This is a genomic window from Butyrivibrio sp. XB500-5 (assembly GCF_003625505.1).
GTDB lineage: Bacteria > Bacillota > Clostridia > Lachnospirales > Lachnospiraceae > Butyrivibrio.
Genome location: NZ_RAIS01000006.1, coordinates 194,926 through 217,323, shown reverse-complemented (window position 1 = coordinate 217,323; position 22,398 = coordinate 194,926). Strand labels below are relative to the sequence as shown.

At 41.3% G+C, this 22,398-nt stretch carries 21 protein-coding genes and 1 pseudogene; 21 read left to right on the top strand and 1 reads right to left on the bottom strand.

What is annotated here, in order from left to right; genetic code table 11:
- The first annotated feature begins 15 nt into the window (after positions 1-15).
- From D6856_RS11970 to D6856_RS11895, 16 genes are all read left to right on the top strand, one after another.
- On the top strand, positions 16-1,773 hold the full coding sequence (locus tag D6856_RS11970) for a 1-deoxy-D-xylulose-5-phosphate synthase (RefSeq protein ID WP_120687070.1): 1,758 nt from the start codon (positions 16-18) through the stop codon (positions 1,771-1,773).
- A 95-nt stretch (positions 1,774-1,868) separates the two neighbouring features.
- The gene (locus tag D6856_RS11965) at positions 1,869-2,558 is read left to right on the top strand and encodes an aspartate/glutamate racemase family protein (RefSeq protein ID WP_120687069.1); all 690 of its coding nucleotides are present in this window, start codon (positions 1,869-1,871) and stop codon (positions 2,556-2,558) included.
- A 110-nt stretch (positions 2,559-2,668) separates the two neighbouring features.
- The gene (locus tag D6856_RS11960) at positions 2,669-3,250 is read left to right on the top strand and encodes a DJ-1/PfpI family protein (protein WP_120687068.1); all 582 of its coding nucleotides are present in this window, start codon (positions 2,669-2,671) and stop codon (positions 3,248-3,250) included.
- A gap of 22 nt (positions 3,251-3,272) precedes the next feature.
- On the top strand, positions 3,273-3,677 hold the full coding sequence (locus D6856_RS11955; RefSeq protein ID WP_120687067.1) for a GNAT family N-acetyltransferase: 405 nt from the start codon (positions 3,273-3,275) through the stop codon (positions 3,675-3,677).
- A 40-nt stretch (positions 3,678-3,717) separates the two neighbouring features.
- Positions 3,718-4,452: an AlkZ-related protein gene (locus D6856_RS11950; protein ID WP_120687066.1), complete on the top strand. Its 735-nt coding sequence runs from the start codon at positions 3,718-3,720 to the stop codon at positions 4,450-4,452.
- Positions 4,453-4,469: 17 nt separating this feature from the next.
- Entirely contained in the window at positions 4,470-6,368 is a 1,899-nt protein-coding gene (locus tag D6856_RS11945) for a zinc ribbon domain-containing protein (protein WP_120687065.1), read from the top strand.
- A 69-nt stretch (positions 6,369-6,437) separates the two neighbouring features.
- Positions 6,438-6,920, top strand: coding sequence for a PH domain-containing protein (locus tag D6856_RS11940; protein ID WP_120687064.1), 483 nt, complete (start codon positions 6,438-6,440; stop codon positions 6,918-6,920).
- Positions 6,921-7,015: 95 nt separating this feature from the next.
- The gene (locus tag D6856_RS11935) at positions 7,016-7,684 is read left to right on the top strand and encodes a flavodoxin family protein (RefSeq protein WP_120687063.1); all 669 of its coding nucleotides are present in this window, start codon (positions 7,016-7,018) and stop codon (positions 7,682-7,684) included.
- An 18-nt stretch (positions 7,685-7,702) separates the two neighbouring features.
- Positions 7,703-8,527, top strand: coding sequence for an ornithine carbamoyltransferase (locus tag D6856_RS11930; RefSeq protein ID WP_120687062.1), 825 nt, complete (start codon positions 7,703-7,705; stop codon positions 8,525-8,527).
- Positions 8,528-8,607: 80 nt separating this feature from the next.
- Entirely contained in the window at positions 8,608-9,789 is a 1,182-nt protein-coding gene (locus D6856_RS11925; RefSeq protein WP_120687061.1) for a MerR family transcriptional regulator, read from the top strand.
- 55 nt (positions 9,790-9,844) lie between these two features.
- Positions 9,845-10,078 carry a purine biosynthesis protein PurH gene (locus D6856_RS11920; protein ID WP_120687060.1) on the top strand — a complete coding sequence of 78 codons (234 nt, stop codon included), beginning with the start codon at positions 9,845-9,847 and terminating at the stop codon, positions 10,076-10,078.
- Between the two features lie 51 nt (positions 10,079-10,129).
- Positions 10,130-10,312 carry a hypothetical protein gene (locus D6856_RS11915; RefSeq protein WP_120687059.1) on the top strand — a complete coding sequence of 61 codons (183 nt, stop codon included), beginning with the start codon at positions 10,130-10,132 and terminating at the stop codon, positions 10,310-10,312.
- 92 nt (positions 10,313-10,404) lie between these two features.
- Entirely contained in the window at positions 10,405-11,046 is a 642-nt protein-coding gene (locus D6856_RS11910) for a helix-turn-helix domain-containing protein (RefSeq protein WP_120687058.1), read from the top strand.
- Between the two features lie 264 nt (positions 11,047-11,310).
- Positions 11,311-12,876, top strand: coding sequence for a hypothetical protein (locus D6856_RS11905; RefSeq protein ID WP_120687057.1), 1,566 nt, complete (start codon positions 11,311-11,313; stop codon positions 12,874-12,876).
- A gap of 325 nt (positions 12,877-13,201) precedes the next feature.
- Positions 13,202-13,555 carry a hypothetical protein gene (locus D6856_RS11900; protein WP_120687056.1) on the top strand — a complete coding sequence of 118 codons (354 nt, stop codon included), beginning with the start codon at positions 13,202-13,204 and terminating at the stop codon, positions 13,553-13,555.
- Between the two features lie 50 nt (positions 13,556-13,605).
- Positions 13,606-14,628: a lysozyme inhibitor LprI family protein gene (locus D6856_RS11895; protein ID WP_120687055.1), complete on the top strand. Its 1,023-nt coding sequence runs from the start codon at positions 13,606-13,608 to the stop codon at positions 14,626-14,628.
- A 72-nt stretch (positions 14,629-14,700) separates the two neighbouring features.
- On the opposite strand, the gene D6856_RS11890 is transcribed toward D6856_RS11895, so the two are convergent.
- Positions 14,701-15,117 (bottom strand): hypothetical protein, encoded by a 417-nt coding sequence (locus D6856_RS11890; protein ID WP_120687054.1) that lies wholly within the window; start codon positions 15,115-15,117, stop codon positions 14,701-14,703.
- 164 nt (positions 15,118-15,281) lie between these two features.
- Here D6856_RS11890 and cdiI point away from each other — a divergent pair, with 164 nt between their 5' ends.
- The 5 genes and pseudogenes from cdiI to carB all read left to right on the top strand — a co-directional run bounded on the left by cdiI (position 15,282) and on the right by carB (position 22,396).
- Positions 15,282-15,653: a ribonuclease toxin immunity protein CdiI gene (cdiI, locus tag D6856_RS11885; protein WP_120687053.1), complete on the top strand. Its 372-nt coding sequence runs from the start codon at positions 15,282-15,284 to the stop codon at positions 15,651-15,653.
- A gap of 347 nt (positions 15,654-16,000) precedes the next feature.
- Complete coding sequence (locus D6856_RS11880; RefSeq protein ID WP_158588928.1) at positions 16,001-17,902, top strand: zinc-ribbon domain-containing protein; 1,902 nt, start codon at positions 16,001-16,003, stop codon at positions 17,900-17,902.
- Positions 17,903-18,305: 403 nt separating this feature from the next.
- Positions 18,306-18,413 (top strand): annotated as a pseudogene (locus D6856_RS15510) (site-specific integrase); the annotation flags it as partial.
- Positions 18,414-18,572: 159 nt separating this feature from the next.
- Positions 18,573-19,064 (top strand): low molecular weight protein-tyrosine-phosphatase, encoded by a 492-nt coding sequence (locus D6856_RS11865; protein WP_120687050.1) that lies wholly within the window; start codon positions 18,573-18,575, stop codon positions 19,062-19,064.
- An 83-nt stretch (positions 19,065-19,147) separates the two neighbouring features.
- Positions 19,148-22,396, top strand: a complete 3,249-nt coding sequence (gene carB / locus D6856_RS11860) for a carbamoyl-phosphate synthase large subunit (protein ID WP_120687049.1) — start codon at positions 19,148-19,150, stop codon at positions 22,394-22,396.
- Positions 22,397-22,398: the final 2 nt, after the last annotated feature.

The window sequence follows — 22,398 nt, the reverse complement described above, 5'->3', positions numbered from 1 at the left end:
TAGAAAGGATTATTTATGGATTACAAGTTACTTAAAAATATTCAGGGACCTTCGGATGTAAAAAAGCTTTCTGAAAGTGAGCTCATAGAGCTCGCTGCAGAAATAAGAGAGGCTCTTTTTAACAGAACAACAAAGATAGGCGGTCACTTCGGACCGAACTTCGGAGCGGTTGAGCTTACGATCGCCCTTCACTATGTATTTGAGTCACCCATTGATCAGTTTGTGTTTGACGTTGCGCATCAGACATATCCTCACAAGATGCTTACGGGAAGAGCTGTTGCGTACTATGACGATGCACACTTTGGAGATGTTTGCGGCTTTACTCATCCCGATGAGTCAGAGCATGACATGTTCTACATAGGCCACACATCAACTTCTGTAAGCCTTGCAACAGGACTTGCCAAGGGACGTGATGTTACGGGTAAAAAAGGTAACGTCGTTGCAATAATCGGTGACGGATCGCTTAGTGGCGGTGAAGCTCTTGAGGGTATCGATTATGCAGGAGAGATGGATACCAATCTCATTATTGTTGTTAATGATAACGAGCAGTCTATAGCAGAGAATCACGGCGGTCTTTACAAGAATCTTGAAGAGCTCAGAAAGAGCGCCGGCACTTGTGAAAATAATCTTTTCAGGGCGATGGGACTTGATTATAAGTATGTAGAAGAGGGCAATGACATTCAGACTCTTATCAAGGCTTTTTCCGAGGTAAAAGACATTGATCATCCGATAGTCGTTCATGTTCATACACAGAAGGGTAAGGGCTATCCGCCTGCCGAGAAGGATAAGGAAGAGTGGCACTATGCAATTCCTTTTAACAGAGAAACCGGAGAAAAATATGGCGGTGGCGGAGAGTCTTATTCGGATATTTTTGCGGATTATATGCTTGAAAAGATTAAAAAAGATGATTCTGTAGTATGCGTGACTGCAGCGATACCGGGAGTAGCGGGACTTACCGAAGTAGTAAGAGGACTTATGGGTAAGAACTATGTTGATGTCGGAATCGCAGAAGAACAGGCTGTTGCGATGTGCTCAGGTATTGCAAAGAACGGCGGTAAGCCTGTATTTGTAACCAATGCGACATTTGCTCAGAGAGTGTACGATCAGGTTACTCAGGACGTCGGACTTAACAGCAGCGCTGTTACGATAGTTCTTTTCTCTGCATCTATATTCGGAATGGGCGATGCGACACATATCGGTATTTCAGCGATGGACATGTTTACAAACGTTCCGGGAATCGTATATCTGTCACCCACTAACCGCGAGGAGTTCATGGCTATGCTCGATTACAGCCTTGAGCAGAATGATCATCCTACGATCATTGCAGTTCCTTGTGACGGCGTAAATGCGGCAGAGTATGAGGTTGCCAAGAGCTATGGCGAATTCAATAAGTATCAGGTTTGTGAAAAGGGTGAGAATGTTGCGGTCCTCGCACTCGGAGATTTCTTTAATATCGGCCGCAAGGCAGCTACACTTATCGATGAGAAGACAGGAACCAAGGCAACACTTGTTAATCCCAGATACGCTTCGGGCGTTGATACGGCTCTTTTGGATGAGCTAATCAAGGATCATGATACGATCGTTACTCTTGAGGACGGTATCCTTGAGGGAGGCTTCGGTCAGAAGATAGCATCATATCTTGGCGGAAAGAACGTCAGAGTCCTTAATTTCGGCTTGGAGAAGAGATTCTATGACGGCATTTCTACGGATGAAGTTCTTAAGATGAATAGACTGACACCTGAGCAGATCTGCGAAGATGCTACGACGATTTAATCAAAGTGACAAAATTGTAAGATAATTTATATTGTATTCCTCCTTGGTGAGTGATATAGTTTCAAGATATATTCACACATCAAGGAGGCTTTTTTATGAAGACTATCGGACTTATCGGTGGAATGAGCTGGGAGAGCACGATCACTTATTATGAGATCCTTAATAAGGAAACCGTGGCAAAGCTCGGTGGATTCCACAGTTCCAAGATCATGATGTACAACGTTGATTTTGCGGAGCTTGAAGACAACATGAGTAAAGGCAACTGGGACGGCAATGCGCAGATCCTTACTGACGCGGCGGTCAGACTTGAGAAGGCCGGCGCTGATTTCATCGTCATCGCGACAAACACAATGCACAAGCTTGTACCTCAGATCGAACAGAAGATAAGTGTTCCGATCCTTCATATTTCCGATGCGACGGCAAATGCCATAAAGCGCGACGGATATAAAAAGATCGCACTTCTCGGAACGAAGTTTACAATGACTCAGGACTTTATCAAGGACAGACTTGTAGATGCGGGACTTGAAGTGATGATCCCCGATGAAGCAGATATTGAGCTTGTTAACGATGTTATCTTTAACGAGCTTTGTCTTGGAAAGGTGCTTGATTCATCAAGAAAGGAATATCAGAGAATAATCTCTTACATGAAGGACAGAGGCGCTGAGGGCGTTATCCTCGGCTGTACCGAGATCGGGATGCTGATCAAGAAAAAAGACAGTGTGCTTCCTGTCTACGACACGACTATAATCCATGCAACAGAGGCCGCAAGGGAGGCACTTAAGTAATCAGCAGACTCAGTTTTTTTGAGTCGTGCTGTACTACTTAGTTCTGGCGAGCAAAGCGAGAGCAGAACTTCCTTTCGGATTTTTTGAAAATATGAGGAGATTATACGATTATGAATATCTTACTTTTTTGCTGTAAGGGTTTTGAGAACATGGAGTTTGCGCCTTTTGTTGATGTTATGGGCTGGGCCAGAAACGACCACGGCTACGATGTAAACGTCACGACATGCGGTTTTACCAAGGTTGTAAATTCAACTTTTGATATAAAGATAAATATGGATAAGACGATCGATGAGATCAGCGTGAGCGATTATGACGCGCTTGCGATCCCCGGCGGATTCGACGAGTGGAACTTCTATGATGAAGCGTATGATGAGAAGTTTCTTGAGCTCATAAGAGAGTTTGACAGACAGGGTAAGATCATCGCATCTATCTGTGTCGGAGCGCTTCCTATCGGAAAGAGCGGAGTTTTAAAGGGCAGAACCGCCACAACCTATCACTTGAGTGGCGGTTACAGGCAGAAGGAACTTGCAAAGTTTGGAGTTAACGTTATCCCCGATCAGAGAGTGGTCGTTGATAAGAATGTCATCACAAGCTTTTGTCCCGAGACCGCAGCAGATGTGGCATTCACGCTCCTTGAGATGTTAGTCGGAAAAGAAAAGGCAGAAGTGGTTTCAAAAGCGATGGGCTACTAAATACGTAAGGCAGGAGCAAAAAATGAATGTTGAATATAAGGACATTAAAGATTTCACCAAGGAGCAGCTTGAGGATTTATTTCTTTCTGTCGATTGGTCATCAGGACATTTTCCTGATAAACTTGTAGTAGCGATGAAAAATTTTAAGACAGTCATTTCTGCGTGGGATGATGATAGGCTAGTAGGAATGGTCTGTGCTATGGATGACGGGATAATGAACGCATATGTTCATTATCTTCTGGTTAATCCCGCTTATCACGGCAAGATGATCGGAAGAACGCTTGTTGATAAGATAAAAGAGTATTACAAGGACTATATGCGCATCGCGGTTATAGCGTACGATAACGAGGCTCATTTCTACGAGAGATGCGGCTTTGAAAAGAGTACCGATGCATCGCCGATGTTTATAACATCGCTTTGGACGTAAAAGAAAAATACTTGGGTTTCACTCATATGGAGGGCGACTTATGCCAAATGAAAACGGAACATGGATAATGTACGGCGTATCTTGGAACGACCCTGAGTGTTTGCACAGCTATGAAGAGGCAATTGACTACATAAATGAAGTAGGCTTTTTGCCTCTTTTTAAAAATGACATTCCGGGATTTTCGCTTGAGGAGCGAACCGTTCCGAAGTACTGGTGGTGCGGAGATCCGGAAGTCGATCCGTGGGAGTGGCGAGAGCTTATCGCAAGAAGCGGAAAGGTCGCCTACGGCAAGTTCTTTGATAAAAAAGCCGGTTTCATTTCAAAGAAATGGCTTCCGTATTTTGTAAATGTAAGAAGAGACGGATATGATTTTGATGCGCTGTGGGAGGACGGAAAAGCTTCAGCCAAGCAGCGCAAGATCATGAGTCTTTTTGCCGAAGAAAATGAAGACGTAGAGATTTATTCCAATGAACTAAAAGCCAAAGCGGGCTTCGGAAAAGGCGGAGAAAAGAACTTTGACGGAACAATAACCGGCCTTCAAATGCAGACATATCTCTGTGTCCGCGATTTCAGACAAAGAAAGAATAAGCTCGGAGAAGAGTATGGATGGCCTATTGCAATTTACTGTACGCCCGAGCATTTATGGGGATACAAGCATGTTACCAAGGCATACAAAGAAGATCCGAAAGAATCTGCAAAGAGGATCATAAAGCATATGAATGAGATTTACCCTGTGGCGACAGAGAAACAGATACAGAGGATTATAAAATTATAGAAAGTGGGGGAAAAAGATTGTATTGTAAAAATTGTGGTCAGGAAATAAATGAAAATCAGAAATATTGTCCGACTTGCGGAGTACCGATAGAGCATACGCTTGATGAGGTGCCTATTGATAATGAGCCGTTGAATTTTGGAGGACCCGTTCAAAGACCTGTGATTCAGAGCCCAATCGATCAAAGTAATACCGGCGAATCACAGTATCAGAATAACATGAATGCGCAACAGAATAATATTCCGCCTCAGAATAACATTCCGCCTCAATTCGGCGGGATGCCTCAGTATTCAAATGTGCCTCCGTATGTGGCACCGCGCAAAAAAGAGAACAAGCTTGTCGTTGCGCTTTTGCTGGGACTCGTAGCTCTTTTTGTCTTCGGAGGTATTGTTTCATTTGCTGTTAGAGTTTATAAAGGTATGAACAGCGGATCATATAACAGTGCCTTTGACAATGACAATACGGAAGAAGAGGACAGCGACACTTATACAACAGTCGAGGAAACGGACCAGGATTCGGAAGATAAGAGCGGAAACGCCGAATATGCTGCAGAAGATTACGCGGGACCCTATGATTATTTCAATGATGAATGGGTTGTTCCCGTCCAGGGAGCGTTTGTAAGTTCAAGCGGTTTTGTTAATTCCGAATACCTTGGAGATTCCATGTCTTTGGCTCAGACGAGTGACCTCAAAAAGAGCATGGCTCTCGTAAACGGATTACAATTCATTTTCTTTGACCAAGACGCTTCGGATATTGAGTTTGCCCCTGATGCACACTGCGCGGATATCGCACCTAAGGGCGGAAACATGTTCTATGTTATTCCTGCCGGAATTCAGGGTGACATTGAGCTTGGAAAGCTATATATCATTGATACCGATAACGGCAAGACCGAGCTTATCGCAGAGGATGTTGTCAGCAGCTCTCCGGTAATCTCACCTAGCGGAAAATATGTTGCATACTCAAGATATTCCGAAACAGACGGAGACTTTATTCTGTGTGTCGGCGGAAAAGATCTGGAAGAAGAACTTGTAACTATAAGTGTGCTTGCTCCCATATGTGTTTCAGATGATAAACAGATTGTTTTCATAAATCAAAACGCATCAAGTATTGATGCATTTGACGGGGCCGTATGCTATCCGATATTTGAAAACTGTGAGATCACGGATACTTTTATCAATACGGATTGCAATGAGATATTGGGAACCGGAAAAGACGGAACTTATTATTATAAATTCAATAATTCAGAGGGTGAAAAAAAGATATTTGATTCAAAGCTTTCCGGTATTTTTACCGATTGCTTAAATCAGCCCTACGGACAGATCGCCAATACCAAATACTGCGATGTACCTTCGCTTACAGACATTCTTTTTATATCAAAAGACGGAACCGTATTTGCGATCAACAATGATGGGCATGGAGTTACCAAGCTTCCGCATGCTTTCTCGGAATTGTCGAACGTGATAATGAATAGTGAGGGAAACGCGAGAAAAGTGCTTTATTCCTGTGACGGAAAGCTTTATCGTTTTGATTTTGATGACAGTAAATCGGTAGAATCGGTGGTTTATGAGGATATTACCGTCGATAATTTTGTTAGCAGTTATGACCTTAAGAAGATATGGCTGATTTCAGGCTCTGAGATCTATTATCTGGAAAAAGATAAAGCTACACTTGTCGCATCAGGCCTTGCACCACACTCCGATCCGCTTGAGGATGGTATCATGTGGAATATTGAAGATAACTGGCTTTATTATTTAAAGAGCGGCAAGCTGTACAGAGTTAATACAAAGGAAGACAGTAATCAAGTCGTTTCCGATGATGCAAGTATACTTACAAATGTATATGGAAAGCTCTATTATCTTAATGAAGCGAGAACAGGTGTATATCTGTTTATGGACGGCGAATTTAAGAAGGTGCTGTAAAACGGATTTGACCGAATGTGCAAAAAAGCGTAAATTTGAATATATCAATATTCACTTAGGAGAGAGACTATGAGCAAGATCGTAAATAAAGAGCAGTACCAAGAATCGATAAATGCAAAAGGGGAGATTCGATACAGGGAAAGGCAGAGACTTCTTTTCTTTGGTCTTCCTTGGACTTTTACCAAATATGAACTTAGAGACAATGATCTTACTATAATCAAAGGTTTTTTTACCGTAAAAGAAAATGATTGTTATATGTACAAGATCTCGGACGTTGAGATAACAAGATCGCTCATGCAGCGTATCTTCGGACTTTCAACTATCATATGCTTCACTTCGGACGTAACGGATAAGACTATCACGATGAAGAATATCAAGCACGGACGCGAGATCAAGGATTATCTTCTTCATGCATCCGAAAATGCGAGACTTCGCAGAAGAACAGTGAGCATGCAGAATATCGGCTATGAGGGAGATGATCTTCACGATCTTCACGACCTTCATGACATGCATGATATGAGCGATATTCATGATGCCCACGATTTTGAATAAATAAATCGGGATTTGGAAACGGAGTGCGATACTCCGTTTCTTTTTTTCAGTATTATAATTATCTTAATAATAATCGCAAAGGTGGGAGATAAAGTATGAAAGTATTGGTGATCAACGGAAGTCCCAGAAACATCGGCGTCACGTCAAAGACGCTTCATGTTATCGAGAAGGAACTAGTTGATTTTGGCGTAGATGTTGAGTTTGTTGAGCTTGGAAAGATAAATATGTCGCATTGCATCGGCTGCTGTTCTTGTTATACGACAGGGAAGTGCCACATAGATGACGACGCGGAAGAATTGTCCAAAAAGATCGCGGAGGCTGACGGGCTTGTGCTCGGTTCGCCCACATATGCGAGCAACGTGTCCGGAATCATGAAGGATTTCATAGACCGCGGGCATTTTGTTATAGAGCAGCTGCTTCACGGGAAGTACTGCGTTACGGTCGCAACAGGTGAGAATTACGGAAATAAAGACACGCTGAAGGTTTTGAATAATCTTGTGCTGTATTCGGGAGGAAGGCTCAGCGACAGTGTTCTTATAAAGGCTCCGTTTAATGATGCTTCGGGCGTTGAAGAAATGGTGAACGCCAAGGGTAAGAAGGCTGCGAGAAAGCTTTTTTACGGAATTGGGAAAAAGAGTGTGCATCCGCTGCAGAGTCTTTTTCATTTCATTATCTTTAATTTCGGAATCAGGTCTTTTGTCCAAAAGAAAGGTAAGAAGTACAGCGGAGTTGTGAAGAAGTGGGAAGCTATGGGGATTTGCTAGTGGGATCGCGGAGGAAAAATGAAATCATTTTTACGACTTACAGATTTTAAAACCGAAGAACTTACGGAAATATTCAAGATCGCCGATTCGATTGACGAATATGCGGACTTTTTGAAAGGCAAAACAATAGTGATGTTTTTCCCTGCATCGAGTATCAGGACCAGAGTGTCTTTTGAAAAGGGAATCTATCTCCTCGGCGGACAATCTATTCTTTTTGACCCGTCGACTTTGGAGAAGAAAGAGGATATAAAAGATGTCTGCGGCTATTTGCAGAACTGGGCGGATGCGGTTGTTGTCAGGTATAAGGACATCTCGCTTCTTAATAAAATGGCAGATTCCATGGACGTTCCCGTGATAAACGCGCTTACTGACGATAATCATCCATGCGAAATGATGGCTGATCTTTATTCTCTTTCCAAGAGAAGAGCGGATTATCTTAATGATAAATACTTATTTGTCGGAGCTGACGGTAATATCGGAAGAGCATGGAAAGAGGCTTCGAAAGCGTTTGGTTTTTCATTTACACAGAGTTGTCCCGAAAAGTATCGCATTCCTGATGTGCCTTATGTAAGTGATATCAGAGATGCTATCGCAGGAAAAGATATTATATGTACAGATTCAATTCCAAGTAAGGCGCTCGATGATTTCAGAGATTATCTTATTACAAAAGAGCTTATGGAAACGGCAAATGAAAATGCCGTTCTGAACCCATGCCCACCTTTTTACAGAGGAGAAGAGGTTTCAGGCGATGTGATCGACTCAAATTTCTTTGTCGGATATGACTTTAAGAAAGATCTTTTGAAGGTTCAGCAGGCGATAATTATTTATTGTATGGGGAAATGATTTTTACCCCAAAATGCCATTGACTCTTCCCTTAGGGAACCCCTTAAGGTGGATTTATAAACGAAAAGGAGGTTCCGAAAATGGAAAAGAAAATGACATCAGGAGAAATGGCAAAGAAGGCGGGAGTATCACAGAAAGCGATACGTCTTTACGATGAAAAGGGGCTGCTTAAGCCGACCGATTATTCCGAAGGCAACTATCGCTTGTATGATGAAGCTGCGCTGCAGATCCTGGAAAAAATCGTTGCACTTAAGCAGATAGGTTTTTCGCTTGAGGAGATAAGAGACAATCTAAAAAGCGGCGAAGCCGGCGACATCAAAGATGCGTTGGAGATCCAACTTCAAAAGATGGAGGAAAAGAAGTACCGTCTAGAGAAAACTACCGATGCGATAAAGAGAACATTGGCTAGGGGAGATGAACTTGATTGGGATGATGTCGCAGGTATCGTACAGTACGTTAGTGCCGATCAGAGCGCCGATGAGCGCCACTGGGATGCGCTTAAACACACAAGCGGAGAGCTTGACTGGTATGTGAGGATTTTTCAATCACTTGATATTAAAGAGGCAAGCAGAGTGCTCGACCTTGGCTGCGGATATGCAAAGCTTTGGAGAAACAACTGGACGGATATTCCGAAGGGTACTGAGATTTCCGGCTATGACATTCACGGAAGCTGGGCCGATGATTTTGAAAAATACATTGCCGACAACAAAGATACACTTCCGGAAGGCGTAAGCATTGAACTTGAATTTGCCGATCTTGAGGATGAGAAGACTTGGCAGAAAATCGATTCTGCGGGAGAATATGACCTTGTTGTGGCTCACTACCTTGACAGTGAGATTAAGAACATTGAAGCTATTGTTGCTCATGCAAGCCGCGTTGTAGCTGAAGATGGCGTATTCTCTTTTAACGGAGCAAACGTTGCAAACTGGAATAATATCTTTAAAGAGGTGATCAAAGCTATCGGTGAAGATGCATCTTTCATAGATGAGACGGTAGACAAGCAGACCCTTAAGAGAAATGAGTATATAGCTATGATGCAGAAATACTTTGCAATGGTGGAGTCAGTTCTTTTGCCCAATTATTGGCATTATACCGAGGCAAAAGAAATTGTGGATAAGATGAAGGACTACTACAAGGATTACGAAAAAACCATCGCCCGCTACGAAGATAAACTCCTTGATTATTTCAAAGAAAAGATAGAAAATGACGGTGAGTATGTTCTTGAAGCCAGAAGTCAGTTCTGGCATTGCTATAAGAAGTGATATTTTTAGCCTCTTTCTCTACATGGGATGGAGGCTATGTATAAAGAGGTGACAAATGAATTCTATTTTGATCAAAGATACTACAAGAGAAGAAAGAGAACGTATAGTTGCGGAATCAATCGGCAATATAGATGGAAACTGCGATGGTTGCAGCGCCGGGCTGATTGAAATGTATCAGCCATACATCGATGGCGTTAAAGAAATCCGTGACATCAATATGGAATTCAGAGCACATTATGAATCCGGAGTTGATGGACCGGCGAAAGCTGATTGCGGATATAAGATGTGAAAATTGTTGATGGTGATAAGATTATTCTGAAGGGATGTTTTTTTAATAGAAATGTGGAAGATAAAGCAGATTTTTGATGGGGATTATGGCTGTGAAGAATTGCAGCCGGGTCAGAAACCAAAGGTATCGGTAACTCTTGTGGATGATGCCGGAAATGAAAAGATTGTATCAGCAGAAGATGATTGGCTTTTGGAGAATGGATTGGATGTAGGCTCAGAGTGGCCAATTCAATAAACCGGACATTTTTGTCAGGTGCTTAAATTCGCTGTTTGTGTCGTGTTCTTGAACCGGCAGTTTTTATAATCTCGTAAAGGAAAGGGGAAAAAATGGACCAGAAGAAAACAGGAAACTTGTTGAGGGAATTGCGTAAGACTTTTGGATTTACGCAGGAACAAGTTGCAGAGAAACTTGGTGTATCCGGTCGTACTATATCGAGATGGGAGACAGGCGCATATATGCCCGATATTTCCATGCTTGTCGATATCGCAGAGATGTATGACGTGGATGTCCGCGAGATTATTGATGGAGAAAGAAAGGACGAGAACATGAACAGTGAAGTAAAAGAAGTGGCTGAAAAGATGGCCGATTACTCGACAATGGAAAAGAACAACATGCTTAAGTGGTTTAAGATGATGGGCGTTGGGACAATGATCATATCGTTTTGTCTTATATTGATAAATATAATAAGATTATTTGTCTTACACGATAAGTTGCCAACTTTTGAATGGCCGTTATTCTTAGTCGGTTTTATATCTCCCGATGCATTGTTATTGTATGTAATGTTTGCGTTTTCCTTTGTTGTTGTGCTTTTCGCCGGCGGAAGATTTAAGTCAATCGGACAGAATTCAAAAACTGTTAAGGTGACGAAGTTTATAATCGTTGCTGCAATAATCCTTGCAATTGTAGCAGTTATTGAGGCTGTGATTGTAATAGTGAGAATATTAGTGATTACACAGTACATGCGGTAAAGGGATTATACCGAGGATACAAAAATATGTGGCAGGTGCAATATTTGCACCTGCCATGATATCCCCATTTATTCGTAGTCATTACACAATCTGTGTTATAATCACTCTGATTAAGAGCAGCAAGGAACTATTCATAATATGACTTCAAAAAATGTACCACAAATCTCGTCCCCTAAGGTTATTAGGACTATAATTCCATTATGTATAGCAGCTATTCTGTGTGGTTGCTCAGGCAATTCAGAAAGTGTTTCCGAGAAAAGCGACGTGCAAGCTTCTAGCGTTGCTTCTTCTGATCATGAAATTACAGTGGATGATCAGCTTATGACCTTTTACAATACAAGGGAGCAGTGGGAAATAGTTGACGGTCAATATGATAATGGCGCTGAGGGTATAGAATTTACAGGTGGTTATTCATATGCGGTAACGGATATAGACGAGGATGGTAATTTGGAGATACTTATGTCCGGAGTTGCCGGAACCGGTCATTATTCTACAAATGTTTTTTATGAATTCAGTGGTATAGATAAAATTGAAAAGATGGACACCTCGGGATTTGGTATTGATGAATCCGAGCCGGACATTAGTGAGGATTATCTGGCGGGATTTGTGGATTATCAGGGCGAGACAAGATATCTTTTTAAAGATTTTCAGGGATATGGAGCAGGTTGCGGAAGGATCAACTATTATTCAGTTTCGGTAAAAGAGAATTCTTTTTCAACAAATCTGATTGGCTTTGTTGTATATTATGATGACTCGACCTCTTATTATGATAAAGAGGGAAAGCTCATTTCTTTGAATAGTTTTAACATAGAACTTAATGGGGCTTTCAGAGAAGAAAAGTTTAAAAGTATTTTCCGATTTTCCAATATCACACCGGATAATCTGAGAGCTTCTTATGATGGAATTTCTGAGTATAAAGATCATACGCTTGATGATTTCAAAATAAAATCGACATCAGATCTGAATGAAGAATTATCTGATGGGGGTTCTATCACTGTTGATGACTCTGTATTGGATTATTCGGATATTGATCCTCAAACGAAAAATATGTATAAGGCATTTCTGGGAAATGAGACAGATGCAATTGTCATGAGTTCTTGCATTGATACTACTAATGATAAATGGTTTAGTACTGCATTTTCTGAAGGAAAAAAATGTAGCATTAAAGAGATCAAAAGTAAGTGCGCTGAAAGTGTAAGCCTTCCATATGGAGATAAAACAATCGGACGTTACATGGATTGCGGAATGGATGGCAAATATGAGTTCTTGGTTGAGATGAATGTCCCGAATAACTGCAAGACTTATATTGTTTTGAAAGCAATTAATGACAAAATATATATTTGTTATGTTGGGGACGAAATGGAGCGTAAAGCAATATATTTTAAAGAAAATGGTGTTCTTGGCTACATGGTAAATGCAAATGGAACATTGCATTATGGTAATGACTATTTCATAGACGCTGACGGCGTGTGTCATTTCTTTGAGTATACCGGTATTGATGCGATTCATGACGACACACTTTGCAGCGATTACCCCGATTCAGTACTTGTTTCCAACAATGTGGATTCGCTGTCCTTTAGTTTTACAAGTTTTTCAGAGGATGAATCTTCGCCTACTTATCTCCATGACATGGTGATAAGCACAGACGATGGCTATATTGATCGAAATGATGAAAATGAAGAGCTGTTTGCAGAAGCTGAAAGGATATTTGCGGACAAGGGCTACATAGTTTTAAGCGATGAAGAGGCAGAAGAAAAATTTAAAGAAGGCAGAGAAAAGGTCGGACTTAAGCAAGAAATTTATGACGCTGAAGTGGCGTACTATTACTAATTTGAAATGGAGCAATTAAAATATGAATTTGAAAAAAGGACCACAAACCCCGTCCTCCGGGACCACCCGCATATTTTTCGTTTGCCACAGTTTTACATGATCAAGGATGGCCGTCTTTTGACAGTATCAGTTTTTTCTGCTGATAAAGATAGTGCTTATAAGATCTTTGATAATCTTAGAAAGTTGAATTGATCATTTACAAGAAACATAGATAAAGAAAATATGCAGCCTTTTGGTCTGGGCGGGAATTAAGCTCATTCCGGAAGGCTGTTTTGTGTTATCATTTTAATGTCGTGTAAATAATGCTTGCAAAGGAGAATAAATAATGGGCTTATTTGATATATTCAAGAAAAAGAACAATATTTCTTTTGCAGATATTGATTCTATGGATAAAGCAAAAGAAGAAGTCAGAAAAGGCAATTTAGAGATAATGTATCTTATGTCACCTATGTTTGGCGGCGCAGAAGATGAATCAAATATTTTATATGTTCCTGTCGGAGTAAACAAGGTAAAAGAAAGCTATGACAATGTACTGGCGGATCTTGTTGAACAAGGCAAAGCGAAATCATTTAATTGCACGCCTGAGTATAGAGGAAATAGTGTTGTTCCATGCAAGATCACACTTACTTCCGGTAAGGATGGAAAAGATGTATTAAATCAGACAATAAATGTTTGGTAGGATGAGATAAAAGGGGATAAATTAAGCTTATACAGAAAGGAAAGAGGAAGATGATAAGAAGATTTTTACCGGTATTGTTATGCGCATTTTTGGCAATGTCAGGTTGCGGAAATGCCGCTAGCGATGTTTCGACTGAGGCTCCTGCGGTTGATTCGGGGGCTACGGAAGCTACTTCTTTAGAAGTAAGCTCTGCGGAAGCAGATTCTGTTGTTTCGGAGGAGACAGGTCTTTTCCCAATTGATGAGTGGGAAGAAAAGTGGGAATCCAAATATGGAAAAGACGATTTTTCAAAAGAGAAGTTCGATCGATCCCAGTATGAGGAAGACGTTGTTAAATCAAAGGTTGATGCGGCGGTTAGTAATAGTTCGTCTTTAGTAGAGGAAATAAAAGAAATAGAGAACGTGGCGTATTCTTTTACGAGCTATCACAATGAGGATTTGGGACAGCAGGATATGAATGCCTTAAGCTTCGCCGAGCTATATACATGGGAGTACGAGATGAATGGGCTTCTTGACCGGATTTCAGAAGAAGCGGATCCGGACAAAAAAGATAGTATAGAAATTGAACAGAATAAATGGATAGATGATTTTGATAGATGCTTTGAAGCTTTTCAGTGGGAGGACGGATCATGGGAGCCTATGATCAACTCTCAGATCCAGGCAAGATTCAAGAAGAACCGCTGTATTGTGCTGGCAAAAAAACTTGCCGAGATCAGAGGCGAAAGCTTTGAACTTCCGGAAAGATTTTTCAGGGATAATTCATATGTAAGTGAAGATGCAGCACTGGATATTTCTTCAGGCATGGAAAATGGCTCGATCAGCATAACTTATGCGCCTAGAGATAAGAATAAAATTAAGTTGCTTGCATATGATCCGCTGATCAATGAGAACACGATATCATTTGAGACCGATTGTGTTTTTGAATTTGGAACTGATGGAGAAAAGAATGAAGGAGGCACGACTGTTGCGGGCAAGATCACTTATGGTTGGGATGGAGCTGTTTTATCGATAACAGAATCCGATAATAAGGATCTTCCGGCCGGAACCGAGATAAGCTTCCCGAAGGCGATGTGAGCTGGCGAGTCCGGTGGCCCCACGAAACGGGCTACCGGTCCATTGCACCGACTTTAAAAGTCGAGCCAGCGGCTATCTTTTTTTGAATCCCAAGATCCTGTTCTGGAAGCTATCCATAATACTATCGTAATCGGTGTAGTCTATGTTGCATTTGAAACGAGAGTTCCAAGCATTCTTAAGTGCGTCGCAGATCACAGGAGCTCTTTCGCCCTCGTTCTTAATGATGGCAGGAAAGACGAAGATGATGAGGAACATGTTTAGGTTCGTAAAATTGCCCATGTGAGCCTTTCCAAACTTATAAAACGCAACATGGACATCGTTGCAAAAGATCCTCGAAGCAGTAGCAACATCCGCTGCAGCTACCAATTCTTTGAGATAACCGTATCTCTCAGACAAGAACATGTTCATCTTGTCTTCATACACTTTTTTCTCAGATATCTTGCTAAGAGGTTCAACCCCTTCAAAAATCTTCATAATATCAAATGCCATAGCTTTTCTCCGTTAGTTGTTCTGGTTGATGTTAATTATATTCCAATAGTGGCGGGCGTTTCAACAGTGAAGGAGCGGATGGGCCTAGGGGACGGGATTATGGATGTTATTAAGATGGGGAAGTAACTTCAATATTTCCTGATGAATGATTGGAGACTGAAAAAATGAATGATTTTAAATTGAATGAGAATGATTTGATAGAAAGAGAGCATTTACCGATTATGCTAATCATGAATATGGTTAGCGAGGAAAGGTTTTTGTCGGTGCTTGAAGCTTTAAGTGATGGACATGGTTTTGGTGAGGAATGCGGAGCATGTACACTACCTGATGATTTAGATGATTTTGATAGGGCAAATGGAGAAAGCTTGGATGGTGCTGAATTTGGTCTATATAGCGGAGAAGCGGTTGTTATAGATTATAAAACACTGTACTTTTATCTGAAAATAATTTGCGATAGATATCTGAAGGAAAACGTAATACAGAGTGATATCGTTATTGCTTATTTGGAGAAGTTTAGAAGTAGATTTTTAATTTAGTGATGGTATGGTGGTGCGCATTTCAGCGAATAACTCGGAATTTCAAGGAGTAGGAATATATGATTAAAATACTGTTTGTCTGCCATGGAAATATTTTTATGGCATAAAGAGAATCATGTAATAAAGCATACCAAAAAGGGATTTGCTAATAGTTTATACCTCATTTATACCGAGTGATAATTCGTTTAGAAGACTATCTTGGTTTCAGGAAGGCAAGGTCGGTACTTACGACCGAAATATGAGAACACGTTCAAATTGAGAGATGATTATACCAATAATCATCTCTCTTTGATATTATATTGTTGTAAATCTGTTATGTAGAATTTAGCCTTATGGAGACATTAAGTATGAAAACGGATTTAAAAACTTGGTGTATAGAAAACGATCGTCAAGATATCTTAAAAGAATGGGATTTTTCTTTGAATGGGGATGTTACTCCTGAGAGCATTGCTTGCAAAAGTGGGTATAAAGCTTGGTGGATATGTAGTAATGGACATAGTTATAAGGCTATGGTTAGCAATAGGGTTCGATTAAATAATTCTTGTCCATATTGTTCAGGAAGATTAGCTATTATCGGAGAAAATGATTTAAAAACTTGGTGTATACAGAATGATAGACAAGATATTCTGGCTGAATGGGATGTCGAAAAGAATAAGGACATTGAAGAGTATAAAGCAGGAAGTAGTGTAAAAGTAAGTTGGATATGTAAGAGTGGGCATGAATATGAAGCGAAGATATATAATCGCACAACAAAAAACACGGGGTGCCCGTATTGTTGTATTCCGCCCAAAAAGGTGTTGGCAGGGTTCAATGATTTAGAAACTTGGTGTATAGAGAATGAAAGAAATGACATTTTAGAGGAATGGGACTATTCAAAGAATCAAGGATTATTACCTAAGATGGTATTTCATAGTGGCACAAAGCAGGTGTGGTGGAGATGTACTAATGGACATGAATACAAAACAAAGATATATAGTCGCACTAATGCGGGGACCGGTTGCCCCTACTGTGCGGGGCAGAAAGTATCTGAAGAAAACAGTTTAATGTTCCAATATCCAGATATTGCAAAAGAATGGAATTATGAGAAGAACGGAAACTTAACGCCATACGATGTTGGTAAAGGATGTATAAAAAAAGTCTGGTGGAAATGTCAGTATGGTCATGAATGGCAAGCCACGGTTAATGGAAGGGTTTGTGGGACAAACTGTCCGCAATGTTCAGCATCAGGAACGTCTATAACAGAACAAGGTATAGCATATTACTTAAAAAAATCATTCAAAGTTAAACAGAGGGAAAAGATTAATTCGTTTGAAGTTGATGTATATTTGCCCAATGAAAAAATAGGTATAGAATATGATGGCTCTTTTTACCACAGTAGCGAATACTCGAAAAAAAGAGAAAAAGATAAAGACCTAACTATGTCAAAAATGGGAATTCGTCTACTTAGGATAAAAGAGGTTAGAGATTCAAATGTTACTGTAAAACAGGAAGGAGATATATTTTACTTCAATTCAGATAACTATCTTGGAAAGAACTATGAACAAGTGCTCATTTGCTTGCTCAAGTATATTGAGGACATTACTGGAAAAACGGTTTATAAAGATGTAAATATCAAAAGAGACGTTATTAGTATTAGAGAACACGGTTCAAAAATACTTCTGAATAACAGTATTGAAGCTACGTTCCCTAAATTGGTTCAAGAATGGAATTATGACAAGAATGGAGAGTTGCTTCCTTCGATGTTTTCAAGAGGAAGTACGCAAAAAGTATGGTGGAAATGCATTAATGGACATGAATGGATTGCACCTATCTCACGGAGAGTGCAAGGCTCGGGGTGTCCATATTGTGTTGGGAGGATAGCGCAATATGGAGAGAATGATTTAGAGACAAAGTTTCCGCAGTTATATGAGGAGTGGGACTTTAAGAAAAATGAAACAGTTGATGTAAGTTCTATTCCCGTTGGAAGCCATAGTAGAGTATGGTGGAAATGCTCAAAGTGTGGTTATGAGTGGCAATGTTCTTTATATTCCAGAACACAACTTAAAACAGGATGCCCTAAATGTGCCAGAGGAAGAATTGAGAGTGCACACTTCAGAAGAGTTAAAAATCTTGATACAGGAGAAATATTCAATAGCGTAAAGGAAGCTGCAAAAAAGTACAATATAACAGCGGCAAATATATCTGCATGTTGTAGTGGTAGGCGAAATGTTGCAGGTGGTTATCATTGGGGGCGAGAGGAAGAATTATAAAACGAAAAAGAAACGGATCTGAAATTAAATCAGTTCCGTTTCTTTTTGGCTTGTGATGCCTGTATCTTTTCTAATCGAAGAATGAATTTTGAAGATGCATTTATCAGTTGTCTTCTATATTCGGGATTGTCTATTTTACGATTGCTAACAAGAGGCGCACAATATGACAAATCTTCAAATATTAAGTTCTTAACTCTGAGTCCAAGAGATGAAGCATCAGGTTTATATTTATCCATAAGTTTCAAGAATATATTTTCTACAAGATAGTTCTTTATTTTATTGTTGAGCATATGAAAAGAATCAGTTTCCTTTGCAAACTCAATAAAGTCTGCGAAGAAATCATCTTTGCACCTTTTATAAAAGAATTCAAAAGCATCATCTCTTGCGGAATCTATATTTTCAATTACAATATCTTATGGGACATGCAGATATCAGCGTAACATTAAATGTTTGCACTCACGTAAATTTTGATGATGCAAAGGCTGAAATAGCTAGATTAAAAGTTATGTAAAAGTCCATTTTTCCAAGTAAAAAGCAAGGTATAAAATGATTTTTTTATACCTTCTTTTATACCTTTTGATAAAAATAATATGCCATTTTATGCATATGTTATGCCAAAACAAAAGGTATAGAAAACTTAAAGAATACTGAAAATATGAGGTTTTAAGCAATGATAAGAATACTTTTCGTCTGCCACGGCAATATCTGCCGCTCGACAATGGCGGAGTTTGTTATGAAGGACATAGTGAATAAGGCGGGAGAAGCGGATGAGTTTCATATTGAGTCCGCGGCAACGCACACAGATGAGATCTGGAACGGGATGGGAAGTCCTGTGTATCCGCCGGCGAGAGCTAAGCTTCGCGAGCACGGGATCGGAACAGACGACAACGAGCTTGGTGTATCCGAGAAGAGAGCCAGATTAACAGTCAAAAGAGATTACGAAAACTTTGACTATATCATAGGAATGGACTCAGCAAATATCCGTGATATGAACCGCATTTACGGCGGTGACCCCGAGAACAAGATCTACAAGATGCTCGATTTCACGGACAGAGACGGTGATGTCGCAGATCCCTGGTACACCGGAAATTTCGATGCGACTTGGAGAGATGTATCTGAAGGTTGCCACGGTCTTTTTTCGCAAATAAAAAATTTCTTTTGACCTAAAAAAATCCCTTGTGAAAATCCTCTTCTGATAATAGAATGATAAGGATGATTATTAAAAAGACACAAGGGAGGAGTTCCATGGGACAGAGAACAGACATACACAAAGTGCTGATAATCGGTTCAGGACCTATTGTTATCGGGCAAGCGTGTGAATTTGACTATTCAGGAACACAGGCGTGTAAGGCGCTTCGTAGTCTTGGATATGAGATCGTACTCGTTAATTCAAATCCGGCGACTATTATGACAGACCCGGAAATGGCAGATAAGACGTATATCGAGCCACTTAATGTGGATCGTGTTGCAGCAGTTATTGAAAAGGAAAGACCGGACGCTCTTCTACCTAATCTTGGTGGACAATCTGGTCTTAATCTTTGTTCTGAGCTATATCAGGCAGGTATTCTCGATAAATACAATGTAAAAGTTATAGGTGTTCAGGTTGACGCTATTGAGCGTGGTGAGGACAGAACCGAGTTTAAGAAGACAATGGATATGCTCGGTATTGAGATGGCACGTTCTAAGGCATGCTACAGCATAGAAGAGGCTCTTGCGGAAGCTGACGAGCTCGGCTATCCCGTAGTTCTTCGTCCCGCTTATACAATGGGCGGCGCCGGCGGCGGACTTGTTTACAACAAGGAAGAACTTCAGACCGTTTGCGCAAGAGGACTTCAGGCATCTATCATTCATCAGGTTCTTGTTGAGGAGTCTATCCTCGGATGGGAAGAGCTTGAGCTTGAAGTAGTTCGTGATAAAGACAACAACATGATCACTGTTTGCTTTATCGAGAACGTTGACCCTGTCGGCGTTCACACAGGTGATTCATTCTGTACAGCGCCTATGCTCACTATTGATGAGGACCTTCAGAAAGAGCTCCAGCGTCAGGCTTACAAGATCGTTGAGCACATCGGCGTTATCGGTGGAACCAACGTGCAGTTCGCACATGATCCGGTATCCGGACGTATCATCGTTATTGAGATCAATCCCAGAACATCCCGTTCTTCAGCCCTTGCCAGCAAGGCTACAGGCTTCCCGATCGCACTTGTTTCGGCTAAGCTTGCTACAGGCCTTACACTTGCAGAGCTCCCCGATTCCAAATTCGGAACCCTTGATAAATATGTACCTAACGGAGACTACGTCGTAGTTAAGTTCGCTCGTTGGGCATTTGAAAAGTTCCACGGAGTGGAAGATAAGCTCGGTACTCAGATGCGCGCGGTAGGTGAAGTTATGAGTATCGGTAAGAACTTCAAAGAGGCATTCCAGAAGGCTATCAGATCCCTTGAGAAAGATCGCTACGGCCTTGGCGCTATCGAGAAGTTTGAGAAGATGGACAAGAAAGAACTCCTTCGCCTGTTAAAAGATGCTTCTTCAGAGCGCTACTTCCTTATGTATGAAGCAATGAAAAAGGGCGTAACTGTAGATGAGCTCTTTGATATCACAAAGGTTAAGCACTATTTCCTCAATCAGATAAAAGAACTTGTGGATGAGGAAGTTGAGCTTGTTAATAAGTACAAAGGAACTGTTCCTGCAGCTTCAGATCTTATCGCAGCCAAGGAAGACGGTTTTGCTGATAAGTATCTTGCAAAGGTTCTCGGCGTAACTGAGGACGATATCAGACAGGGACGCGAGAAGGCAGGCCTTACAGAGAGCTGGGACGGCGTTCACGTATACGGAACAAACGGAAGCGCATATTATTACTCAACATATCAGAATGAGGATAATGCAGGCGCCAATGAAACTCCCGATTCAGCAGGAAATAACAAGATCATGATCCTCGGCGGCGGTCCCAACAGGATCGGACAGGGTATCGAGTTCGACTACTGCTGCGTACATGCAGCCATGGCTCTTAAGAAGCTTGGCTTTGAGACGATCATTGTCAACTGTAACCCTGAGACTGTTTCAACAGACTATGATACTTCAGATAAGCTCTACTTTGAGCCTCTTACTCTTGAAGATGTACTTCAGATCTATAGAAAAGAAAAGCCTCTTGGCGTAATTGCTCAGTTCGGAGGTCAGACTCCTCTTAACCTTGCAGCTAAGCTTAAGGAAGAGGGCGTTAACATCCTCGGCACAACACCTGAGGTTATCGACCTTGCAGAGGACAGAGATCAGTTCAGAATGATGATGGATAAGCTCGGGATCCCGATGGCTGAATCAGGCATGGCTTCTGATGTTGAAGGGGCAAAAGAGATCGCGGCCAAGATCGGTTATCCCGTAATGGTGCGTCCTTCATTCGTTCTTGGTGGACGCGGAATGGAGATCGTTCGCGACGAGGAGAGCATGGAAGGCTACATGAAGGCCGCTGTTGGTGTAACTCCCGACAGACCTATCCTTATCGACAGATTCCTGCATAACGCTCTTGAGTGTGAAGCAGATGCTATAAGTGACGGAAAGGAAGCTTTTGTTCCTGCGGTTATGGAGCACATTGAACTTGCCGGTATTCACTCCGGTGACTCAGCTTGTATCATTCCTTCCAAGCACATATCCAAGAAGCACCTCAAGACTATCGAGGAATATACCAAGAAGATCGCTGTAGAGATGAACGTTGTGGGACTTATGAACATGCAGTATGCGATAGAAGATGATACTGTATATGTTCTTGAAGCCAACCCTCGTGCATCAAGAACAGTTCCGCTTGTATCAAAGGTTTGCGGTATCAAGATGGTTCCTGTTGCTACAGATATCATCACTGCCAGTCTTACAGGAAGAAAATCACCTGTTGAAGATCTTATTGCAGCTAAGAAAGACACAGAGCCTGTATACTACGGCGTAAAAGAAGCTGTGTTCCCGTTCAATATGTTCCCTGAGGTTGACCCTGTTCTCGGACCTGAGATGCGTTCAACAGGAGAGGTTCTTGGACTTGCCAAGACTCCCGGTGAGGCATTCTTTAAGGCTCAGGAAGCAGCAAATGCTGCACTTCCTACAGAGGGTGCGGTTCTTATCTCTCTCAACGAAGAGGATAAGCCCAATGCATCAGCGCTTGCTAAGAGCTTTGCAGAAGACGGATTTAAGATCTTCGCTACAGGAAAGACTTACGATATTATTACCGAAGCGGGAATTGAAGCCGGAAAAGTCATGAAGAATTATGAAGGCGGAAGACCCAACATCGAGGATCTTATCAAGAATGATGAGGTTCAGCTTATCATCAACACTCCTATAGGTAAGGACGCTGATCATGATGACGGATATGTTCGCCGCGCGGCTATTAAGGCAAGAATTCCTTATATAACAACAGTAGCAGCGGCAAAGGCTGCAGCAGAAGGAATCCATGAGGTAAAGACTAAGGGATGCGGCAACATCAATTCTCTTCAGGCTTACCACGGTGAGCTGTAATA